This window comes from Alloscardovia macacae (assembly GCF_002259705.1).
Classification (GTDB): Bacteria; Actinomycetota; Actinomycetes; order Actinomycetales; family Bifidobacteriaceae; genus Alloscardovia; species Alloscardovia macacae.
Map to the genome: position 1 here is coordinate 301,313 of NZ_MWWT01000005.1, position 16,817 is coordinate 318,129.

14 protein-coding genes are annotated in these 16,817 nt (G+C 54.2%); 10 read left to right on the forward strand and 4 right to left on the reverse strand.

Annotated features, from left to right (window positions below; genetic code table 11):
* Positions 1-121 precede the first annotated feature (121 nt).
* Positions 122-1,093, forward strand: coding sequence for an ROK family glucokinase (locus tag ALMA_RS04015; protein WP_086114610.1), 972 nt, complete (start codon positions 122-124; stop codon positions 1,091-1,093).
* Positions 1,094-1,155: 62 nt separating this feature from the next.
* On the opposite strand, the gene ALMA_RS04020 is transcribed toward ALMA_RS04015, so the two are convergent.
* On the reverse strand, positions 1,156-1,629 hold the full coding sequence (locus ALMA_RS04020; protein ID WP_094726458.1) for a MerC domain-containing protein: 474 nt from the start codon (positions 1,627-1,629) through the stop codon (positions 1,156-1,158).
* 49 nt (positions 1,630-1,678) lie between these two features.
* On the opposite strand from ALMA_RS04020, the gene ALMA_RS04025 reads away from it, so the two are divergent.
* Positions 1,679-2,368 (forward strand): lysophospholipid acyltransferase family protein, encoded by a 690-nt coding sequence (locus ALMA_RS04025; protein ID WP_094726459.1) that lies wholly within the window; start codon positions 1,679-1,681, stop codon positions 2,366-2,368.
* Between the two features lie 2 nt (positions 2,369-2,370).
* Here ALMA_RS04025 and ALMA_RS04030 read toward each other — a convergent pair whose 3' ends face one another.
* Positions 2,371-4,341, reverse strand: a complete 1,971-nt coding sequence (locus ALMA_RS04030; RefSeq protein ID WP_158520654.1) for a Stk1 family PASTA domain-containing Ser/Thr kinase — start codon at positions 4,339-4,341, stop codon at positions 2,371-2,373.
* Between the two features lie 16 nt (positions 4,342-4,357).
* On the reverse strand, positions 4,358-5,491 hold the full coding sequence (locus ALMA_RS04035) for a polyprenyl synthetase family protein (protein ID WP_158520655.1): 1,134 nt from the start codon (positions 5,489-5,491) through the stop codon (positions 4,358-4,360).
* Between the two features lie 103 nt (positions 5,492-5,594).
* Between ALMA_RS04035 and ALMA_RS04040 the strand changes: the two genes are divergently transcribed.
* From ALMA_RS04040 to ALMA_RS04055, 4 genes are all read left to right on the forward strand, one after another.
* Positions 5,595-6,254: a hypothetical protein gene (locus ALMA_RS04040; RefSeq protein ID WP_148140248.1), complete on the forward strand. Its 660-nt coding sequence runs from the start codon at positions 5,595-5,597 to the stop codon at positions 6,252-6,254.
* A 153-nt stretch (positions 6,255-6,407) separates the two neighbouring features.
* Positions 6,408-7,832: an RNA polymerase sigma factor gene (locus ALMA_RS04045; protein WP_094726463.1), complete on the forward strand. Its 1,425-nt coding sequence runs from the start codon at positions 6,408-6,410 to the stop codon at positions 7,830-7,832.
* A gap of 121 nt (positions 7,833-7,953) precedes the next feature.
* A complete protein-coding gene (locus ALMA_RS04050; RefSeq protein ID WP_094726464.1) occupies positions 7,954-10,269 on the forward strand; it encodes a DNA gyrase/topoisomerase IV subunit B in 2,316 nt (771 codons plus the stop codon).
* Between the two features lie 278 nt (positions 10,270-10,547).
* Positions 10,548-11,717 (forward strand): MFS transporter, encoded by a 1,170-nt coding sequence (locus ALMA_RS04055; protein ID WP_094726465.1) that lies wholly within the window; start codon positions 10,548-10,550, stop codon positions 11,715-11,717.
* Between the two features lie 49 nt (positions 11,718-11,766).
* Here ALMA_RS04055 and ALMA_RS04060 read toward each other — a convergent pair whose 3' ends face one another.
* On the reverse strand, positions 11,767-12,792 hold the full coding sequence (locus ALMA_RS04060) for a LacI family DNA-binding transcriptional regulator (protein ID WP_094726466.1): 1,026 nt from the start codon (positions 12,790-12,792) through the stop codon (positions 11,767-11,769).
* Between the two features lie 158 nt (positions 12,793-12,950).
* On the opposite strand from ALMA_RS04060, the gene ALMA_RS04065 reads away from it, so the two are divergent.
* The 4 genes from ALMA_RS04065 to ALMA_RS04080 are packed head-to-tail and all read left to right on the forward strand — an operon-like array spanning position 12,951 to position 16,806.
* Entirely contained in the window at positions 12,951-14,258 is a 1,308-nt protein-coding gene (locus ALMA_RS04065) for an enolase C-terminal domain-like protein (protein WP_094726467.1), read from the forward strand.
* Between the two features lie 31 nt (positions 14,259-14,289).
* The gene (locus ALMA_RS04070) at positions 14,290-15,081 is read left to right on the forward strand and encodes an L-fucose dehydrogenase (protein WP_094726468.1); all 792 of its coding nucleotides are present in this window, start codon (positions 14,290-14,292) and stop codon (positions 15,079-15,081) included.
* Entirely contained in the window at positions 15,078-15,947 is an 870-nt protein-coding gene (locus ALMA_RS04075; protein ID WP_094726469.1) for an amidohydrolase family protein, read from the forward strand. Before ALMA_RS04070 ends, ALMA_RS04075 begins: the two co-directional genes overlap by 4 nt.
* Positions 15,874-16,806, forward strand: a complete 933-nt coding sequence (locus ALMA_RS04080; protein ID WP_244568857.1) for a dihydrodipicolinate synthase family protein — start codon at positions 15,874-15,876, stop codon at positions 16,804-16,806. Before ALMA_RS04075 ends, ALMA_RS04080 begins: the two co-directional genes overlap by 74 nt.
* Positions 16,807-16,817: the final 11 nt, after the last annotated feature.

The following is a 16,817-nucleotide window of genomic DNA, read 5'->3' on the forward strand; positions in this document are numbered from 1 at the left end:
ACTCCTCATGCAAGAACACGCACCACTGGTGAAAAATGAGTCGAAATGACGAGCGTTCTTGCCTAGTATTCATGCTAGAGTCGAAACTATATGGTGGAGAGCCCATAATTTTGGAGGAATAATGCATTCTTTAGCAGTAGACATCGGCGGAACGAAGATCGCTGTAGGCGTGTGCGACGATGATGACGTCATCGTACGCCAGTGGACTGTTCCTACGCCTGCGGAAGCCGAGCTCATCGACGAGCATATCGCGAACCTGTTTAAGGAAGCGTCGAAGTCGTTTGATGATATCGTAGCCATCGGCATTTCCGCAGCGGGTAATGTGAAGGAAGACCGCCGTACTATCAGCTTTGCGGCGAATATCAGCGGCTGGGTGAACTATCCTCTGGCAGACCGCATCGAAGCGCTCATCGACCATAAGGCTCCTGTCGTCGTGGAGAATGACGCAAACTGCGCGGGCTGGGGCGAGTTTGTGCATGGTGCTGGTAAGGGTCATAAGAATATGGTGGCCCTGACCGTCGGGACAGGTCTAGGCGGCGCTATCGTTATCGATGGTGAGCTCTTCCGTGGCTCATATGGCATGGCCGCTGAGCTTGGTCACCTTCCTATGGTCTCGGATGGAGACACGTGTGGTTGCGGTCTGCGTGGTTGCGCTGAGCGTTATACCTCGGGTAATGCGCTGGAGCGTTTCGCGCGTTCTGCTATCCGCCGTCGTCCTCAGGATGCTGCGCGTCTGCTGGAGGCTTGCGGTGGAGATATCGACGAGCTGCGTGGAAAGATGGTCTCGAAGGCTGCTGAAGAAGGCGACGCTATCAGCCTGTATGCGTTTAATAAGATAGGCGAGTGGCTGGGGCGTACCATGGCGGCTATCTCGGCAGTGCTTGATCCAGACATTTACGTCATCGGTGGCGGTGTGGTAGCTGTAGGGGACATCCTCATCGACCCTGCTCGCTATAACTATTCGCGCTTCCTGCAGGCGAGCGCTTACCGTCCTCATCCTCCTATCGTGGCAGCTACTGCTGGCCAGGATGCTGGTCTGATAGGCGCGGCGAACCTCGCTTTGCGTTTCTATAAGAACGAGTATACGAAGTAAGCGCGTGTATACTTTTCGGGCGGACACTCTTGTGTAGGGTGTCCGCCCGCTTTTTATCGAGGTTAATCTTTCTTATTCTTCGGCGATGCTACGAAGATGGCGAAGCCGAGAATGAGCAGAACTCCTCCTACAGATCCGAGCAGCGTGCGCCAGTCTGGTAGGGCGAGCGCAGCGAACACGCTGGCGAAGCCGAGGACGAGGAGAACTGCGGCGGTTACTGCCGAACCATGAATGGAGGACCATGCAGGATTCGCAGGAGTGAAGTGGTTATCCGCATCATCAGCATCCAGCCATGAGGTCGAGTAACCACGAGGTGTGGCAGGAGCCGAGATGAAGACGTCGGAGTTAAAGTCTTTCATCTGCATTTTTACGCGAGCAGCTTTTTTCTCTTCGCGTGCTGCCTTCTTTTCGAACTTCTTCGCTGTACGAGAGTCTGCTACGTCACTCAGCTCCTCGCTGTGACCGTTCACAAACTCAGCCCATGCTGCATCGTTCGAGGTGTCTGTGCTAGGGTAGTCATTATCATCATGAGTCATACGTACTATTCTACGCGACTCTGTCTATCCTAGTGGGAAGGAACGCGCGGTGTTATACTGGTTTTTCGTTAAGGGCTTAGGTGGTCTGGCTCGTCACAGGTTCCATCCCGTGGTTATCGGAACAGATAATATTCCGAAGCAGGGTGGAGCTATCATCGCAGCGAATCACCTCGCTGTCATCGATGATGCAGTGATTCCTATAACGTGCCCACGCATGGTCCACTTCATGGGAAAGTCGGATTACTTCACTGGAAAGGGCTTTAAAGGCTGGTTTAAAAAGTGGTGGTTTACCTCTGTGGGAGTATTCCCTGTAGACCGCGCTGGTGGAGATAAAGCAGCGGGAGCTATGGCTACTGCGCGGGAAATCCTCGAGTCTGGCGAGCTCTTCGGCATTCATCCCGAAGGTACTCGAAGCCCAGATGGTCGCCTCTACCGTGCGCATACGGGGTTCGCACGTTTAGCTCTCGAAACGGGCTGCCCTATTATTCCTACGGCTCTCATCGGCACGCGCGAAATCCAGAAGCCAGGTCAGGTCATGCCAGGTAAGGGCACTGTAACCGTGGTCTATGATGCTCCTATCCAGGTGGAAAAGAAGCCTGAAGAGGAGATAACGCGCGAGGATATCCGTGCGCTGGCAGATGAGCTGATGGAACGCATTCAGAAGCTCACCGGCCAGGAATACGTGGATATGTACGCTCAGGAAGCGAAGAAGCTACTGGCTGCACGCGCAGCTGAATAATGCTACTTTTCTGTGGTCGTCAGGGTAATGCCCCGCGCATTACCCTTCCCGTCGGTCACAGAGACAGTGTCCCCTGGGGAAAGTGACTGGCGCGCTATACTGTCCCCACCCTGGGACTTTACCGTTACTTTCAGCCCCAGGTCCTCTAATGTGGTTCGGGCTCGGGCAGTGCTCATCCCGCGCACATCTGGAATGGTCACTGTTTGTGCGCCCTTTGAGACGGTTATGGTTACTTTATCATTCCACTTGAGCTTATCGCCCGCAGAGGCAGACTGGGAGATTACTTTTCCAGTTTCCACCTCCGACGAGTAGGTTTCCTTCACAGTCGTGGTTAGGCGTAGTTCATTCAGAGCAGCGAGGGCATCTCCACGCGACAGGCCAGTTACGTCTGGCATCGTGACGGTCTTGAGTCCTCGGGACAGAACCACGGTGATCTCAGCATTATGATTTATCCGCGCTCCTGGCTTGGGCGTAATGTCCAGCGCTGCTCCGGAAGGAACAGTGAGAGAATACTGGTCCGCATCTGTGGAGTGCTGCACTTTCGTAAAACCTAAACTTTTAAGAGTTTTCAGCGGATCTTTTCCATTCGCGCTGGACGAGTCGAGGATGTCTGACGGGATGGTCAGCTGCTGGATTCCTGTGGATACGGTGAGGGTGACGCTTCCGCCAGACTTTGCTATATGGTCTCCTATATGCTCTGGGGTAGAGGAGATGATCTTCCCTGACTCCACGCTATCACTCGCAGCGCGCTGTACTGTATAGGAGATGCTCTGGTCCTTCAGCAGCTTCTCATACGAGGAAGCGTTCGCTCCCTGCAGAGTGCAGGAGGAACTCGTGCATGTCACGTCTGTAGGTGCGGGAAGGAGCACGTAGCTTCCTGGTCCGAATGTGTTCCACCAGGAGACGAAGCCTGCGATAAGGAGAATTGACAGTAAAACGGCGCTCACAGCAGACGTCGTGGGATGCGCGCGAAGCCAGTGCAGACCCCGGGCGCGGACTCGTACCGCAGGCGGGCGCGGGACAGCAGAAGCAGGTCCAGCAGGCGTCCCGCTCTTCGCCACGCGCGGTGCTGGAGAGGCGAGCGTCCCATCGCTCAGAACGCGCACGCGCAGCTGCTCAGATGCCAGGTGGGCACGCACGCTGCGCAGTGCCTGCAGTGCGAGCTGAGCATTCTGAGGCCGCGCAGATGCTGAGCGCGCACACAGGGATGTTACGAACTCACTCACCGAGCGCGGCACGGAGGGGGCGAGAGACGTCAGAGGCGGCACGTCCTCATTCACATGCTTATAGACCACCGTCACAGGGCTTGCGCCAGTGAACGGAGGGCGCCCCAGAAGCATCTCCCACGCCATGAGGCCTACGGCATAGAGATCTGAAGCGGGCAGAGACTCATTCGCCGAGGCGGTCTCCGGAGCTACGTATGTGGACGTTCCCACGAACATGCCGGTGGGGGCGACGGTGGCATTATCAGTCTGCTTCGCCAGACCGAAATCTGCTATCTGCACCTCGCCGCGAGCATTCAGCATAATGTTTTCCGGCTTCATATCGCGGTGAATGATGTCGAGCGAGTGAGCGGCAGCGAGCCCGTCGAGAATCTGGTCGAGGATGGTGAGCATCTGGCCTACACTGAAGGTGCTCTGTGCGCGCATAAGGTCGCGTAGAGTCTGCCCGTCCACGTATTCCATAACGATGTACCCCACATTTTCCACGCTTCCAGCGTCGAACACGTGGACGATGTGAGGATTATCTATAGCCGCGGCGGACAGTGCCTCGCGGTGAAAGCGCTCCACATACTGCTCGCTATGGTCTGAGTAGGCTAGGGCCGTGTGCATGATTTTTACCGCCACGCGTTTGTTCAGACGCTGGTCGGTCGCTTCGAAGACGCTGGCCATGCCACCTTCGGCTATCTTACGCACGATGAGGTAGCGGTTATCCAGAACCTGGTGGATATATCCGGTAAATGGTGTAGACATGCGGATTCCTTGCTCGTTATGCCACGAATCGCTGGCAGAAGCTGATGTACTGCTGGGCATCTTCTGGGTTCACGTCCTGGCTCATGCAGGCTGCGAGGACCTCGTGTGCTGCCTGAGTCCATAGTTCGTCGAGCTTTTCTACAGCCGCGTCTATGGCCCCGGTGCTGAGGAAGATCGCGCGAATCTGCTGTGTGGCCTGAGGTGTGCGCTCATCTCGCATAAACTGCTGGACGAGGAAGGCTCGGTCTGCGTCATTCGCGCGTTTCAGCGCTTGCGCGAGTATGTATGTGCGCTTTCCTTCCCGGATGTCCCCGTAGAGAGGTTTACCCGTTTTCTGCTGGGTGGAGACGAGGTCGAGCAGGTCGTCGTGAATCTGGAAGGCGAGACCGAGCGTACTGCCGACGTCGTGCGCTAAACGTGACGTGAGGAGGCTTCCTGCTGCCAATCCTCCCATCAGCATAGGGGCCACCGTCGTATAGCTGGCCGTCTTATTCAGATATGTGGCAGTGATGGAGTCTTCGAATTTTTCAGTGTCTGCGTGCGAGCTCAGGTCGAGGGACTCCATGGATACGTCCATAATCTGGCCGAGCTCCACCTGGTCGTGCATGTCGAGGAAAGCCTGAAATATCGCGTCGCCGTGAGGTAGGTTCGCGCTTGCGCTGTGCGCTGTGCGGATGCTGAGTGTGGCCAGCAAGTCTCCGAGCATGAGAGCGAGTCCCTGCGCCTGCTGGGGATTCTTCGTCAGCGCTTCGAGTGCTTTATGGGCAGAGGGAGCGCCTCGGCGCGTATCAGCGGCATCCATAATGTCATCATGGATAAGAGCAGCTGTCTGGAATATCTCTATGGCACATGCGAGGTCTCGTAGTGCTGCCGTATCGAGGTCTGCGCGCTGCTCTGGCTTTGTGAATGTGCGGGCAGTTTGGTCGAGCAGCAATGCACGAAGGCGCTTTCCCCCGTGGCTGGAGGCTACACCTTGCTCACCTACGTGTGAGATGAGAGAGAGGACATCACTAGCCTGAACATGGGGGAAATGCTGGGCATTCTTCTCCCACGCGCTTCGAATGATGTCTTCGAGGCGCGCGTTTACGGCAGAGGCTGTGAGAGCCTGCTCACTATGTGCATATGCTGCTGGCGACGTTAGGTTATCCACAGGAATAATTTTAGTAAACGAGATATACCGGGCGTGTTTCCACATCTGTCCACATGTACTCGATGAGCTAGTCTTTTCGAGGAACGTGGAGCACTATAGAAGTATGGATACGATAACACAGTTTACGCGGCGAGATTCCTCCCATCTCGCCCGGATGACAGACCAGTTCAGGAGGGAGCGTGCGCTGGCGCGCGCAGACGTAGACCACGTTTTCGAAAAGTGGTTCGGGGACTTGTGCTCGGGATGGCTCGAAGCACTGGATGCGCGTGATGATCCGCGCTGGACGGAAGACCAGTTCGACAGGTTTATCCTCGCGGTGGATGAGCACCTTCCTTTTCGAGATGCTCTCGTCTTATCTGCACTGGATACCATGTCTTTAGAGGATATGGAAGAAGCTGTGACTCATCCTTTCTCTGAGCGAGCAGCTGAGATAACAGTGACGCGCACATGGGAATACCTGAATAATCCATACTGTATGCCGGACTTAGACAGAACAGCCTTCGCAGTGAGCATTATTCGTACAGCATCTAGCGCTATATCCGAGAGTCCGAGCGTAGGATTCTACAGCATGGAAGCGTACTTGTGCTGGTGGATGGGAAGGCTTACCGAATCTGAAGCTGCGAATGAGAAAGCGATACAGCTGAGTGAGGACTACCCGCTCGCCCGCATTATGAGGAATACCTATACGAGAGGCCTCGTGCCAGCATGGCTGAGAAGGCAGATTATAGAACATGCAGGACAGGAGGGAGAAGAGGTGCGATAAAAGATTAAGTTTACAGCAAAAAGCGAGAGAAAGGAAGAGGATATGACGGAATAAATGTCTGCTTCGTGTGGTTAGCTTGTATACACGAATACTTGCACTTGCCATAAGTGCGCTCTTTTACGGGTAGTGCGTAAAAGGAGTTAAGGAGGAAAGTTGGCCACAGCGAAAAAGACTGCAGCAGTAACAGACGAGGATACCGCTACTGAGCAGAAGGAAGCGACGAAGGCTACACGAAAGACAGCAGCGAAGAAGACGAGCGCTGCGAAGAAGACAGCGAAAAAGACTACTGCACAGACGGATGATGGGAAGGATGATCTGCTCTTCGCACCAGATGAGAATGATGCAGATCAAGATGCTCCAGAAGATATGGGTACTCTCGACGCGGATGCTGATGAGCTGGATGGTGATGCAGATAAGACTCCAGAACTGGACGACTCTGTAGAGCTGGATGAGAATGGCGACCCTATAGTCGAGGATGAGGATGATCTCGGCGAGGAAACCATGGATGATCCTGAGCCGGAGTCTGATGATGACGATGCAGAGGAACAGGACGAAGAGCCTCAGAAGGAAGGTGCCTTCGTACTGAACAGCTCGAAGGATGATGATGAGAATCTCACTCCTTCGGGGAATCCGAAGCGTCGCGTCATAGCCACGGGTGCTACTGCAGACCCTGTGAAGGATTACCTCAAGCAGATAGGCCGCGTGAACCTGCTGACCGCAGACCAGGAAGTGGATCTTTCTGAGCGCATCGAAGCAGGCCTGTATGCCCAGCATATTCTGGACACTGAGAACATCGATGACATGACCTTTAAGCAGAAGCGTGAGCTGAAGTGGGCTGCCAGCGACGGTAAGAAGGCGAAGGACCATCTGCTGGAAGCAAACCTGCGTCTGGTGGTCTCGCTGGCGAAGCGCTACACGGGACGCGGTATGCTCTTCCTCGACCTCATTCAGGAAGGTAACCTCGGCCTTATCCGCGCAGTGGAAAAGTTTGACTGGAAGAAGGGCTTTAAGTTCTCCACGTATGCTACGTGGTGGATTCGTCAGGCCATCACCCGCGCTATGGCAGACCAGGCGCGTACCATTCGCGTGCCAGTGCACATGGTGGAAGTGATTAATAAGCTCTCGCGCGTTCAGCGTCAGATGCTGCAGGACCTCGGCCGTGAGCCTACACTCGACGAGCTGGCCCGCGAGCTGGACATGCCTGTGGAGAAGGTGCAGGAAGTCCAGAAGTATGGCCGCGAGCCTATCTCCCTGCACACGCCACTGGGTGAAGATGGAGACTCGGAGTTTGGTGATCTCATCGAGGATTCGGATGCTATCGCGCCATCCGAGTCCGTGGCCTTCTCCCTGCTGCAGGATCAGTTCCGTCAGGTGCTGGAGACTCTCAGCCCACGAGAAGCAGGCGTTATTAAGATGCGCTACGGCCTCGAAGACGGTCAGCCGAAGACTCTGGATGACATCGGCCACGTGTATGGCGTGACGCGTGAGCGCATCCGCCAGATAGAGTCGAAGACCATGGCGAAGCTGCGCCACCCATCGCGCTCGCAGACCTTGCGTGACTTCCTCGACCAGGAATAGTCCAGGAGTAACGCAGGAGTAGTACGCATATCCTTTCGGTTCGTCTCCGAGTTTTTTCTGCTCGCCAGCAGGAAAGCAGTGGTGGCGAACCGAAATGCATAGAAAATGAGGCATACCTTTCATGGCTGCGAAGAAAACAGCACAAGAAGACTATAATGCAGACAGCCTGTCTGTCCTAGAAGGGCTGGATGCTGTCCGCAAGCGTCCGGGCATGTACATAGGAACCACGGACTCACAGGGCTTGATGCACTGCTTGTGGGAGATCATCGATAACTCTGTGGATGAGGCTCTGGCAGGAGCCTGCACGAAGATTACGGTGACTCTGCATACAGATGGCTCCATCACTGTGGAGGATAATGGCCGCGGTATTCCTATCGATAAAGAGCCGAAGACAGGCCTGTCTGGCGTGGAAGTTGTTCTCACGAAGCTCCATGCGGGTGCGAAGTTCGGTAATGCATCGTATAACGCTGTGGGTGGCCTGCACGGCGTGGGTTCCTCTGTGGTGAATGCTCTGAGTGAACGCCTTGATGTAGAAGTGGACCGTGATGGGCAGACGTACCGCATGGAGTTTCATCAGGGGCATCCTGGTGTTTATACGGATGCGGATGCGAGCGAGCCTTCGCCGAAGTCGCCTTTTAAGAAGACTCCGAAGCGTCGCGCTACCGAGCTGCGCGTGGTAGGCACGTATGATGACGGTCACACGGGTACGCGTATCCGCTACTGGCTAGACCCTGAGATCTTTAACGCGACGGCAGTGTTCAGCTATGAGCAGCTTGTCGAGCGTGTTCGTCAGACCTCCTTCCTCGTGCCAGGACTCGAGATTCACGTGGTCGATGAGAAGGTGAGCGACGAGCCTGAGGCTGAGATGCAGGCTGTAGCGCAGCCAGAGGCCGAGCTCGCCGAAGTGGCAGATGAGCCGGCGGAAGAATTGACCTCGGAAGACGACACTGAAGCAGCGGAAGACGAGGAAGAAAGCACGGCTGCAGAGGAAACGCAGCGCCGTATAGCCGCGCAGAACGCCGCTCAGGAGGCGAAGCGCCGGCAGAGCCATCCGCGCGAACAGGTCTTCCTGCACGAGGGCGGCATCGTGGACTACGTGGACTTCCTCTCGAAAGGCGAGGATATCTGCGATATCTGGCATATCACCGGCCAGGACACGTACGAGGAGGAAACGCAGGTCGTGACGGCCAGCGGCGACCTCGAAGCGCGTATGATAGAACGCACGTGTGACGTGGACATCGCGCTGCGCTGGGTGAACGACTATGAGACGACCATCCGCAGTTTCGTGAACGTGGTGGAGACGCCGGGCGGCGGCATGCACGTGGACGGTTTCCTGAACTCCATTACGAAGCAGGTGCGCAAAAACGTGGAAGCTTCCGCGCGCAAGTATAAGATCAGCGCGAAAGACTCGTCCATGAAGGTGGAGCGCGACGACGTGACGTCGGGACTCGTGGCCGTAGTCACGGTACGCATCGCCGAGCCGCAGTTCCAGGGGCAGACGAAAGACGTGCTCGGAACTGCTCCGGTGAAGCCTATCGTCACGAAGATGAGTGACGCGCAGTTCGGGGAGATGATCTCCGGCTCGAAGCGTGGCTTTAAAGAGCAGTCCGCGCGCGTACTCGAAAAAATCGTGGGCGAGATGCATGCGCGCATCCAGTCACGCAAGGCGAAAGAAGTCACGCGCCGTAAGAACGCGCTCGAGTCGGCTTCTATGCCGTCGAAACTTTCAGACTGCCAGCCGGGTAATGATGATATCGCTGAGCTGTTCATCGTGGAGGGTGACTCCGCTCTCGGCACCGCGAAGGCTGCGCGTAACTCCATGTTCCAAGCTCTTCTGCCTATCCGCGGTAAGATCCTGAACGTGCAGAAGGCGTCCACGGCGCAGATTCTGGCGAATAAGGAATGCTCGTCCATCATCCAGGTGGTGGGAGCGGGTTCGGGGTCTACCTTCGACGTGAAGCAGGCGCGCTATAACAAGGTGGTCATGATGACCGATGCGGACGTGGATGGCGCGCACATCCGCACGCTGCTGCTGACGCTGTTCTACCGGTACATGCGTCCGCTCATCGCGGAAGGGCACGTGTATGCTGCGGTTCCGCCGCTGCATCGCATCGCACTGGTTGGGAAGCGCAAGGGGGAGTATATCTACACGTACTCGGAGGAGGAGCTCGGCGTGCGGCTGGCGAAGCTGCGCGACCAGGGCATCGCGTATAACGAGGACATTCAGCGCTATAAGGGTCTGGGCGAGATGGATGCGGATCAGCTGGCGGATACGACTATGGATCCGCGCACGCGTATGCTGCGTAGGATTCGACTCGAGGATGCGGCTGAGGCGTCGGAGATCTTCAGCCTGCTCATGGGCGATGAGGTGCCGCCGCGTAAGCAGTTTATCATCGATAATGCGGATGATTTCGACCGCTCGAAGATAGACGCGTAAGACGGCGTGTGCGCGGCTCGGGAGAGTACGCTCGGAGCGTCTTCTCGCGTAATAGGACAATTTTCCCGTTTTCGGGGTGTTTGTAGTCACGAATGACCGTTGAGTTTACGACATAAACTCATAAACGGCTTTATATCGTTAAAACGGCGGTCATTCGTGACTACAAATCTCCATTCTTCACATTTCCATCACGCGTGTCGAAATTTCGACTCTCGTCGGATGAGTCCTGTACTCTGAGGTGCAGGAATGAAATGAAAACGTATGCAGGAGCATGAACGATGGCGAACGTACTGCTGGCAGTCATATACTTGGCTTTTATCTCTCTAGGGCTTCCAGACTCTCTCATGGGGTCAGCATGGCCGACCATGTATCCTCAGTATCATGTGCCTGTCTCGTATGCGGGACTGGTACAGATCATCATCACAGCGGGGACTATTATCTCGTCTCTTCTCAGTGACAGGCTGACGTTTAAGCTCGGTGCGGGGAAAGTCGTCACTGTATCCGTGGGTCTTACTGCTGTGGCGCTGCTCGGATTCTCCTTCTCACCGACATTCTGGATTCTGTGCCTGTGTGCTATCCCGTATGGTCTCGGAGCGGGAGCTATCGATGCGGCACTGAATAATTATGTGGCTCTGCACTACAGCAGCCGGCACATGAGCTGGCTGCATGCCATGTGGGGAGTGGGGACCGTCGTCAGCCCGAGCATTATGTCCTATGCACTCATCGAACAGCACCAGTGGCAGCTCGGATACCGGTATGTGAGCTTTATTCAGATAGGTATTACGGTACTCGTGGCACTGTCACTGCCGCTGTGGGCGAAGAGAGGTCGTGCCACCGTAGAATCCTCCTCGGAGCAGAAAGCATCGGCGAAGCCTCTCGGGCTCATGGCTACTCTGCGCTTACCACTGGCGAAGGAAGTGATGCTTATGTTCCTGTGCTACTGCGGCCTCGAGGGCACAGTGGGCCTGTGGGCGAGTACCTATGCTGTGCAGTCACGGGGGATTAGTGCCGACCAGGCAGCAGTGTGGGCGAGCTACTTCTTCCTCGGAATCACCGGTGGACGTATAGCGGCAGGGTTCATAGCAGATAAATTCAGCGATACCTTCATGATACGCCTCGGCTCTGCTGTGCTTTTCGCGGGTATACTACTGACTGTGAACCCTACGCCCTACACCGTGCTGACTATGCTCGGACTCATCCTCATCGGCGTGGGCTGTGCCCCTATCTATCCGAGCATCATTCATGCGACTCCGGAGCTATTCGGCGAGGATAAGTCGCAAGCTATCATCGGCGTGCAGATGGCGAGCGCGTATGTGGGCTATCTCGTGGTCGTGCCAGTCTTCGGGCTGATAGCTCGGCAGATATCTGCACTGTGGATGCCGGCATACATTCTCGTCTTCTTCCTGCTCATGGTGGGGATGCACGAGTTTATTCAGAAGAAGCGATAAAGTGCACGTGAAGTAGGCGTTCTCTAGGAACACCCCTACTGTGTGTATCTTATGCGCGTGGCGCAGCGCAGGACTGGCGTATCTCCAGCTGAGTGGGAAGGATGGAGTAGTGCTGCATACTGCGGTCTGCGCGCGCATCGAGAATGAGGTCTATGGCACGCTGCGCCATACGGTCGAAAGGCTGTGTGACTGTGGTGAGTGCAGGGTAGACGTATGACGATGGGTAGACGTTATCAAACCCTACGACAGACAGTTCATCGGGGAGAAGAATATGCCGTGCTCGCGCAGCGCGGTAAACGCTCACCGCGCTGAGGTCATTAAATGCGAAGATGGCTGTGGGGCGCTCATCTTCAGGAAGGTCGAGAAGCTCACAGGCTGCATGGAAGGCTTTATCCGGAAGGTAATCTCCAGGCTTGATCAGGTCAGGTTTTACAGAAACACCGTGTGTGCGTAGTGCGCTCATATATCCGCTCAGACGTGCCTGAGAGGACTGCGCATCATCTGGTCCTGTAATGATGCCGATGCGGGTATGTCCTAAAGAGAGAAGGTATTCTGCTACCACGAGACCACTCGTCCAGTTATCTATACCCACTCCGAGGGTGTCCTCGTCCACTTGTCCTATGGGGTCTATGATGACATAGGGAATGTCTCGGGAGTTCAGGAGAGCTTTATCCTCAGCAGACAGATGATGAAGAAGAAGGATGACTCCTAGTGGATTCCTGTCTATGGCTCCACGCAAGCAGCTACTCACAGCTTCAGCATAGCGGTCATCTGCACTGCTTCCTACGCACGAACACGTAATACCTATACTAAAGTTTTTCGCATATGCGGTGGTTTCTTGAATCATAGCCATAGTGCCGTTATTCGACACTTCCGTCATGATGAGTTCTATGGTTTGCGAGGTTTTTGTGGTAGCCAGAGGCTTTTTATACCCGTACTCAGTGAGAAGGGACTCCACTCTTTTTCGGGTAATTTCAGATACGCCAGAACGTCCGTTGAGTACCTTAGACACTGTAGCCTGAGATACCTGTGCCTCGTATGCTATCGTAGCTAGGCTTACTTTCTCAGATGGCATCACATCACCTCTATCCGTCCTTTTTCTCTAGTATACAGCAGAAAAGAGAAAATGAGATAAGAAAATTTCCATAAATATATATAAACTTTCGTAATTTATATGATAGAATAAAATCACGGTTACAGGGATGTGCGAAGCAAAGGAAGCAAAGAGGCGAGATGAGTACTATAGCGAAAGTAACGACATATGACCTGAGATTCCCTACGTCTCAGACCTTATCGGGTTCGGATGCTATGAATCCAGACCCAGACTACTCGAGTGCGTATGTAGTACTCGAGACGAGTGATGGAGACTGTGGATATGGTTTCGTCTTTACTATAGGTAGGGGTAATGATGTGGTCGTTACCGCTATCGATACCATAGCGCGAAAATTTATAGGAAAACGAGTAGAAACATATCTGGATCAGATGCGGCTCGCATGGGATGAGTGCATTCATGACTCGCAGCTGCGCTGGCTGGGTCCAGAAAAGGGCGTGGTCCATATGGCATGTGGTGCGCTGCTTTCGGCATTATGGGATCTGAAAGCACGAAGGTCGCGGATGCCGTTATGGAAGCTTCTGAGCAGTATGGAGCCGGAAGAATTGGTCTCTACGCTCGACTTTCGCTATCTTACAGATGCTCTGACGCCTGAAGAAGCAGTAGACATACTTGCGGATAAAAAAGCGAGTGCCGATGCGCGAGCGCACGATCTTATCCAGCGTGGATATCCAGGATACTCTACAGCAGCGGGATGGCTCGGATATAGCGACGAAAAAATGCTCAGCCTTATCCGAAGTGAGACGAGGGAGAAAGGATTTCAGCAGATAAAGCTGAAAGTGGGGCAGAACCTGCAGGATGATATCCGGCGTCTAAGCCTCGCCCGGCAGGAAGCGGGGCCAGATATACGTATAGCGGTAGATGCGAACCAGGTCTGGGACGTACCGCAAGCCATCGCCTGGATAAAACATCTCGAAAAGTATGACCTCGCGTGGGTAGAGGAGCCAACTAGTCCAGATGATGTACTCGGCCACGCGGCCATACAAAAAGCTATTCATCCGCTTGCTGTGGCGACGGGAGAGCAGATGCAAAGCCGTATCCTTTATAAGCAGTATCTGCAGGCGGGAGCATTCCAAGTGATGCAGATAGATGCGACGCGTGTAGCAGGCCCTCAGGAGATTATCCTCGAGTATCTGCTCGCGCATAAGTATGGCGTACGAGTATGCCCTCATGCAGGTGGTGTGGGGCTGTGTGAAGCTGTGGTGCAGTATGCCATGCTGGACTATGTGTCCATCTCGGGGCAGATGGAAGACCGCATGGTGGAGTACGTGGATAATCAGCACGAATACTTCCTCGAGCCTTCTCGAATATGTCATGGGCGTTACCAGACTCCACTGAATCCAGGAAGTGGGATTCAGATGAACCTCGCTCTGTGCGAGCAGTATATGTATGCTCAGCCGCGTATACGCACCAGTGCTGATGATGAGTGATATATAAAGGGTACTAGAGAAAGGGACTGCAGTGGACTTACATCTCTCAGGAAAGGTAATCCTCGTGACGGGAGGATTTAAGGGGATAGGCAGAGCTATAGCGTTGAGGCTAGCTGAAGAAGGGGCTATACCTGTCGTTCTGAACAGGAGTGATGGGGCAGAAGAAGACTTTCGTCAAGCCATGGAAGAGATAACTACTACGTATGATGTGTATCTCATAGACTTGAATAACGCCGATGAGATAGGACCTCTCGTTCAGGATGTGCTCAGAAAGTATGGGCATATCGATGGCGTGGTGAATAATGCGGGTAGAAATGATGGTCTCTCCCTGGAGACGACCAGCTGGAGGGACTTCGAGGCCTCACTGCATGGAAATCTTACGCATTACTATGAACTCGTACACCAGTGCGTCGGTGCACTGAAAGAGTCGCAAGGATCTATAGTAAACGTGGGCTCGAAGACGGCAGTAACTGGACAAGGTAAGACAAGCGCATATGCTGCTGCGAAAGGTGCTATCCTCGCTCTTACTCGCGAGTGGGCTGCTGCGCTGGCTGCTGATAATGTGCGTGCGAATGCCGTCGTTATAGCAGAATCCTGGACTCCTCTCTACGCACAGTGGATCCGGAGCTTCGGAGATGAAGAGGCACAGAAGGCTCAGCTTGAAAAGATAACGCGATCCATACCGCTTGGCCACCGTATGACGAGTACTGAGGAGATAGCAGATACTGTGGTTTTTCTCCTTTCTGACCGTTCGTCGCACACGACAGGACAGTGGATATATCCAGATGGTGGTTATGTGCACCTCGATAGGGCGCTGACATGATGGGGGCGCTGACAAAAGCTCACGATGAGCAGGGTAGTGAGCTTACGCCAGTGCAGAAAGTGCTCGACTCGCATGTGCATCTCTGGAACTGGCAGAAACAGAACCTTCCTTGGGTTACCCGGGATATGAAGGTACTTCAGAGGACGTATACGCTCGATGATCTCGTATGCGCGTATGACTCTGCTCGGACAGTGCCGCAGGTTCAGCTCGTCTCAGGAGTGTATGTAGAAGTGGATACGCCAGACTGGGCGGATGAAGATATACGAGCGGCGCAGCTTCAGGAAAGTGCGGGATTTGCTATGTGCTTACAGGCGCGTCTCAGCACGCATATGCGTGTGCCTCTCTGTGCACGGGCTGTACGTGAAGTACTGCACACGACATCTGCTCGGGAGGGTCGCTGTCTCGAGCGAGAATTTTTAGACGGACTGCGTCTACTCGCAGACCGCCATATCGCATTCGATGCGTGTGTACGTACCGAAGAACTCGATGATCTCGTACGGGCATGCGAGCGTATTCCGCAAGCTACTGTAGTGCTCGATCACGTGGGGAATGTGACTAATAGCGCTCAGCTCGAGAGCGCACTTCCCGCTTTTGAGCGGCTTGCTACTCTGGAGAATGTCTATGTGAAAGTGTCTGGGTATCCCACTGCTGACGTAGTATTCGCTGACAGTATATGTGCGTGCATGAAGTCTATCTTCTCTCCAGAACGTCTCCTGTATGCTTCAAACTGGCCAGTGATTCAGCTTTATGGTGGGCTTGCTGAGCATCTTCAAATCGTGATGAAGTACTGGAATGGTGACGATAATTTCTTCTACGCAAATGCACGACGAGTATATGGAGGAGATGATGAGCATGTTTCTCTGTGATGGAGTGTACTGTCCATCCCTGACGTTCCTAAGAGAGGATGGCACTGCAGACTATGAGCACTGGTATGCACACTGTGACCATCTTATCCATGCGGGTGTGCAGGGCATAATCCTTTTCGGAAGTATCGGCGAGTTCTATACGTTCAGTGTGCAGGAAAAGGCGCAGATGATCCATCATCTCGTTCAGTATATACAGCACAGAATGCAGGTCTTCGTGGGTGTGGCAGATACGGATGTGCGAAACGTACTTGAGCTTATCCGTGCTTGTGAGCGAGAGGAAGTGGATGGTATCCTAGCTCTCTCGCCGTATTATTTCGGTCCAAGCCCTCGCGAAGCTCGTGCATACTTCTCGCGGCTGGCATGCAGTACATCTTTACCGGTTATTCTTTATAACTTCCCAGCTCGCACGGGCAGTGATCTTGATCCAGAGACAGTGTCAGTGCTGGCATGCGAGTATGAAAATATCGTGGGGATAAAAGACACCGTGGATACACTCAGTCATACGCGAAAGATAATCCAGAGTGTACGTCCTGTGCGACCAGACTTCTGTGTGCTGTCTGGGTATGACGAATACTATGGAGCAAATAGAGTAGCTGGTGGTAATGGCGTTATCAGCGGCCTTACGAATGTGGAACCAGAGACTTTCTCTCGAGCGGACAAGGCGTGGAAGGATAAAAATATGCGGGAGCTCCTGGAGGCGAGCGCGCGCATACAGCATCTCATGGCAGTCTATGATGTGGCTGAGTTCTTTATCCCTGCTATAAAAGAAGCGGTACGAGTAAAAGGACTCGACATCAGTGTGGAAGACCTGCGACTCACTGTGCAGCAGCGCGCATGTATAGCACAGATTCTCGAGTAAACTAGAGAACA

Bases quoted from the DNA above. Each gene is read 5' to 3' on its own strand.
- ALMA_RS04065 (WP_094726467.1), top strand. From the start codon at position 12,951: ATGAGTACTATAGCGAAAGTAACGACATATGACCTGAGATTCCCTACG.
- ALMA_RS04020 (WP_094726458.1), bottom strand. From the start codon at position 1,629: ATGACTCATGATGATAATGACTACCCTAGCACAGACACCTCGAACGAT.
- ALMA_RS04055 (WP_094726465.1), top strand. From the start codon at position 10,548: ATGGCGAACGTACTGCTGGCAGTCATATACTTGGCTTTTATCTCTCTA.
- ALMA_RS04015 (WP_086114610.1), top strand. From the start codon at position 122: ATGCATTCTTTAGCAGTAGACATCGGCGGAACGAAGATCGCTGTAGGC.
- ALMA_RS04030 (WP_158520654.1), bottom strand. From the start codon at position 4,341: ATGTCTACACCATTTACCGGATATATCCACCAGGTTCTGGATAACCGC.
- ALMA_RS04080 (WP_244568857.1), top strand. From the start codon at position 15,874: ATGGTGACGATAATTTCTTCTACGCAAATGCACGACGAGTATATGGAG.
- ALMA_RS04075 (WP_094726469.1), top strand. From the start codon at position 15,078: ATGATGGGGGCGCTGACAAAAGCTCACGATGAGCAGGGTAGTGAGCTT.
- ALMA_RS04040 (WP_148140248.1), top strand. From the start codon at position 5,595: ATGGATACGATAACACAGTTTACGCGGCGAGATTCCTCCCATCTCGCC.
- ALMA_RS04060 (WP_094726466.1), bottom strand. From the start codon at position 12,792: ATGCCATCTGAGAAAGTAAGCCTAGCTACGATAGCATACGAGGCACAG.
- ALMA_RS04050 (WP_094726464.1), top strand. From the start codon at position 7,954: ATGGCTGCGAAGAAAACAGCACAAGAAGACTATAATGCAGACAGCCTG.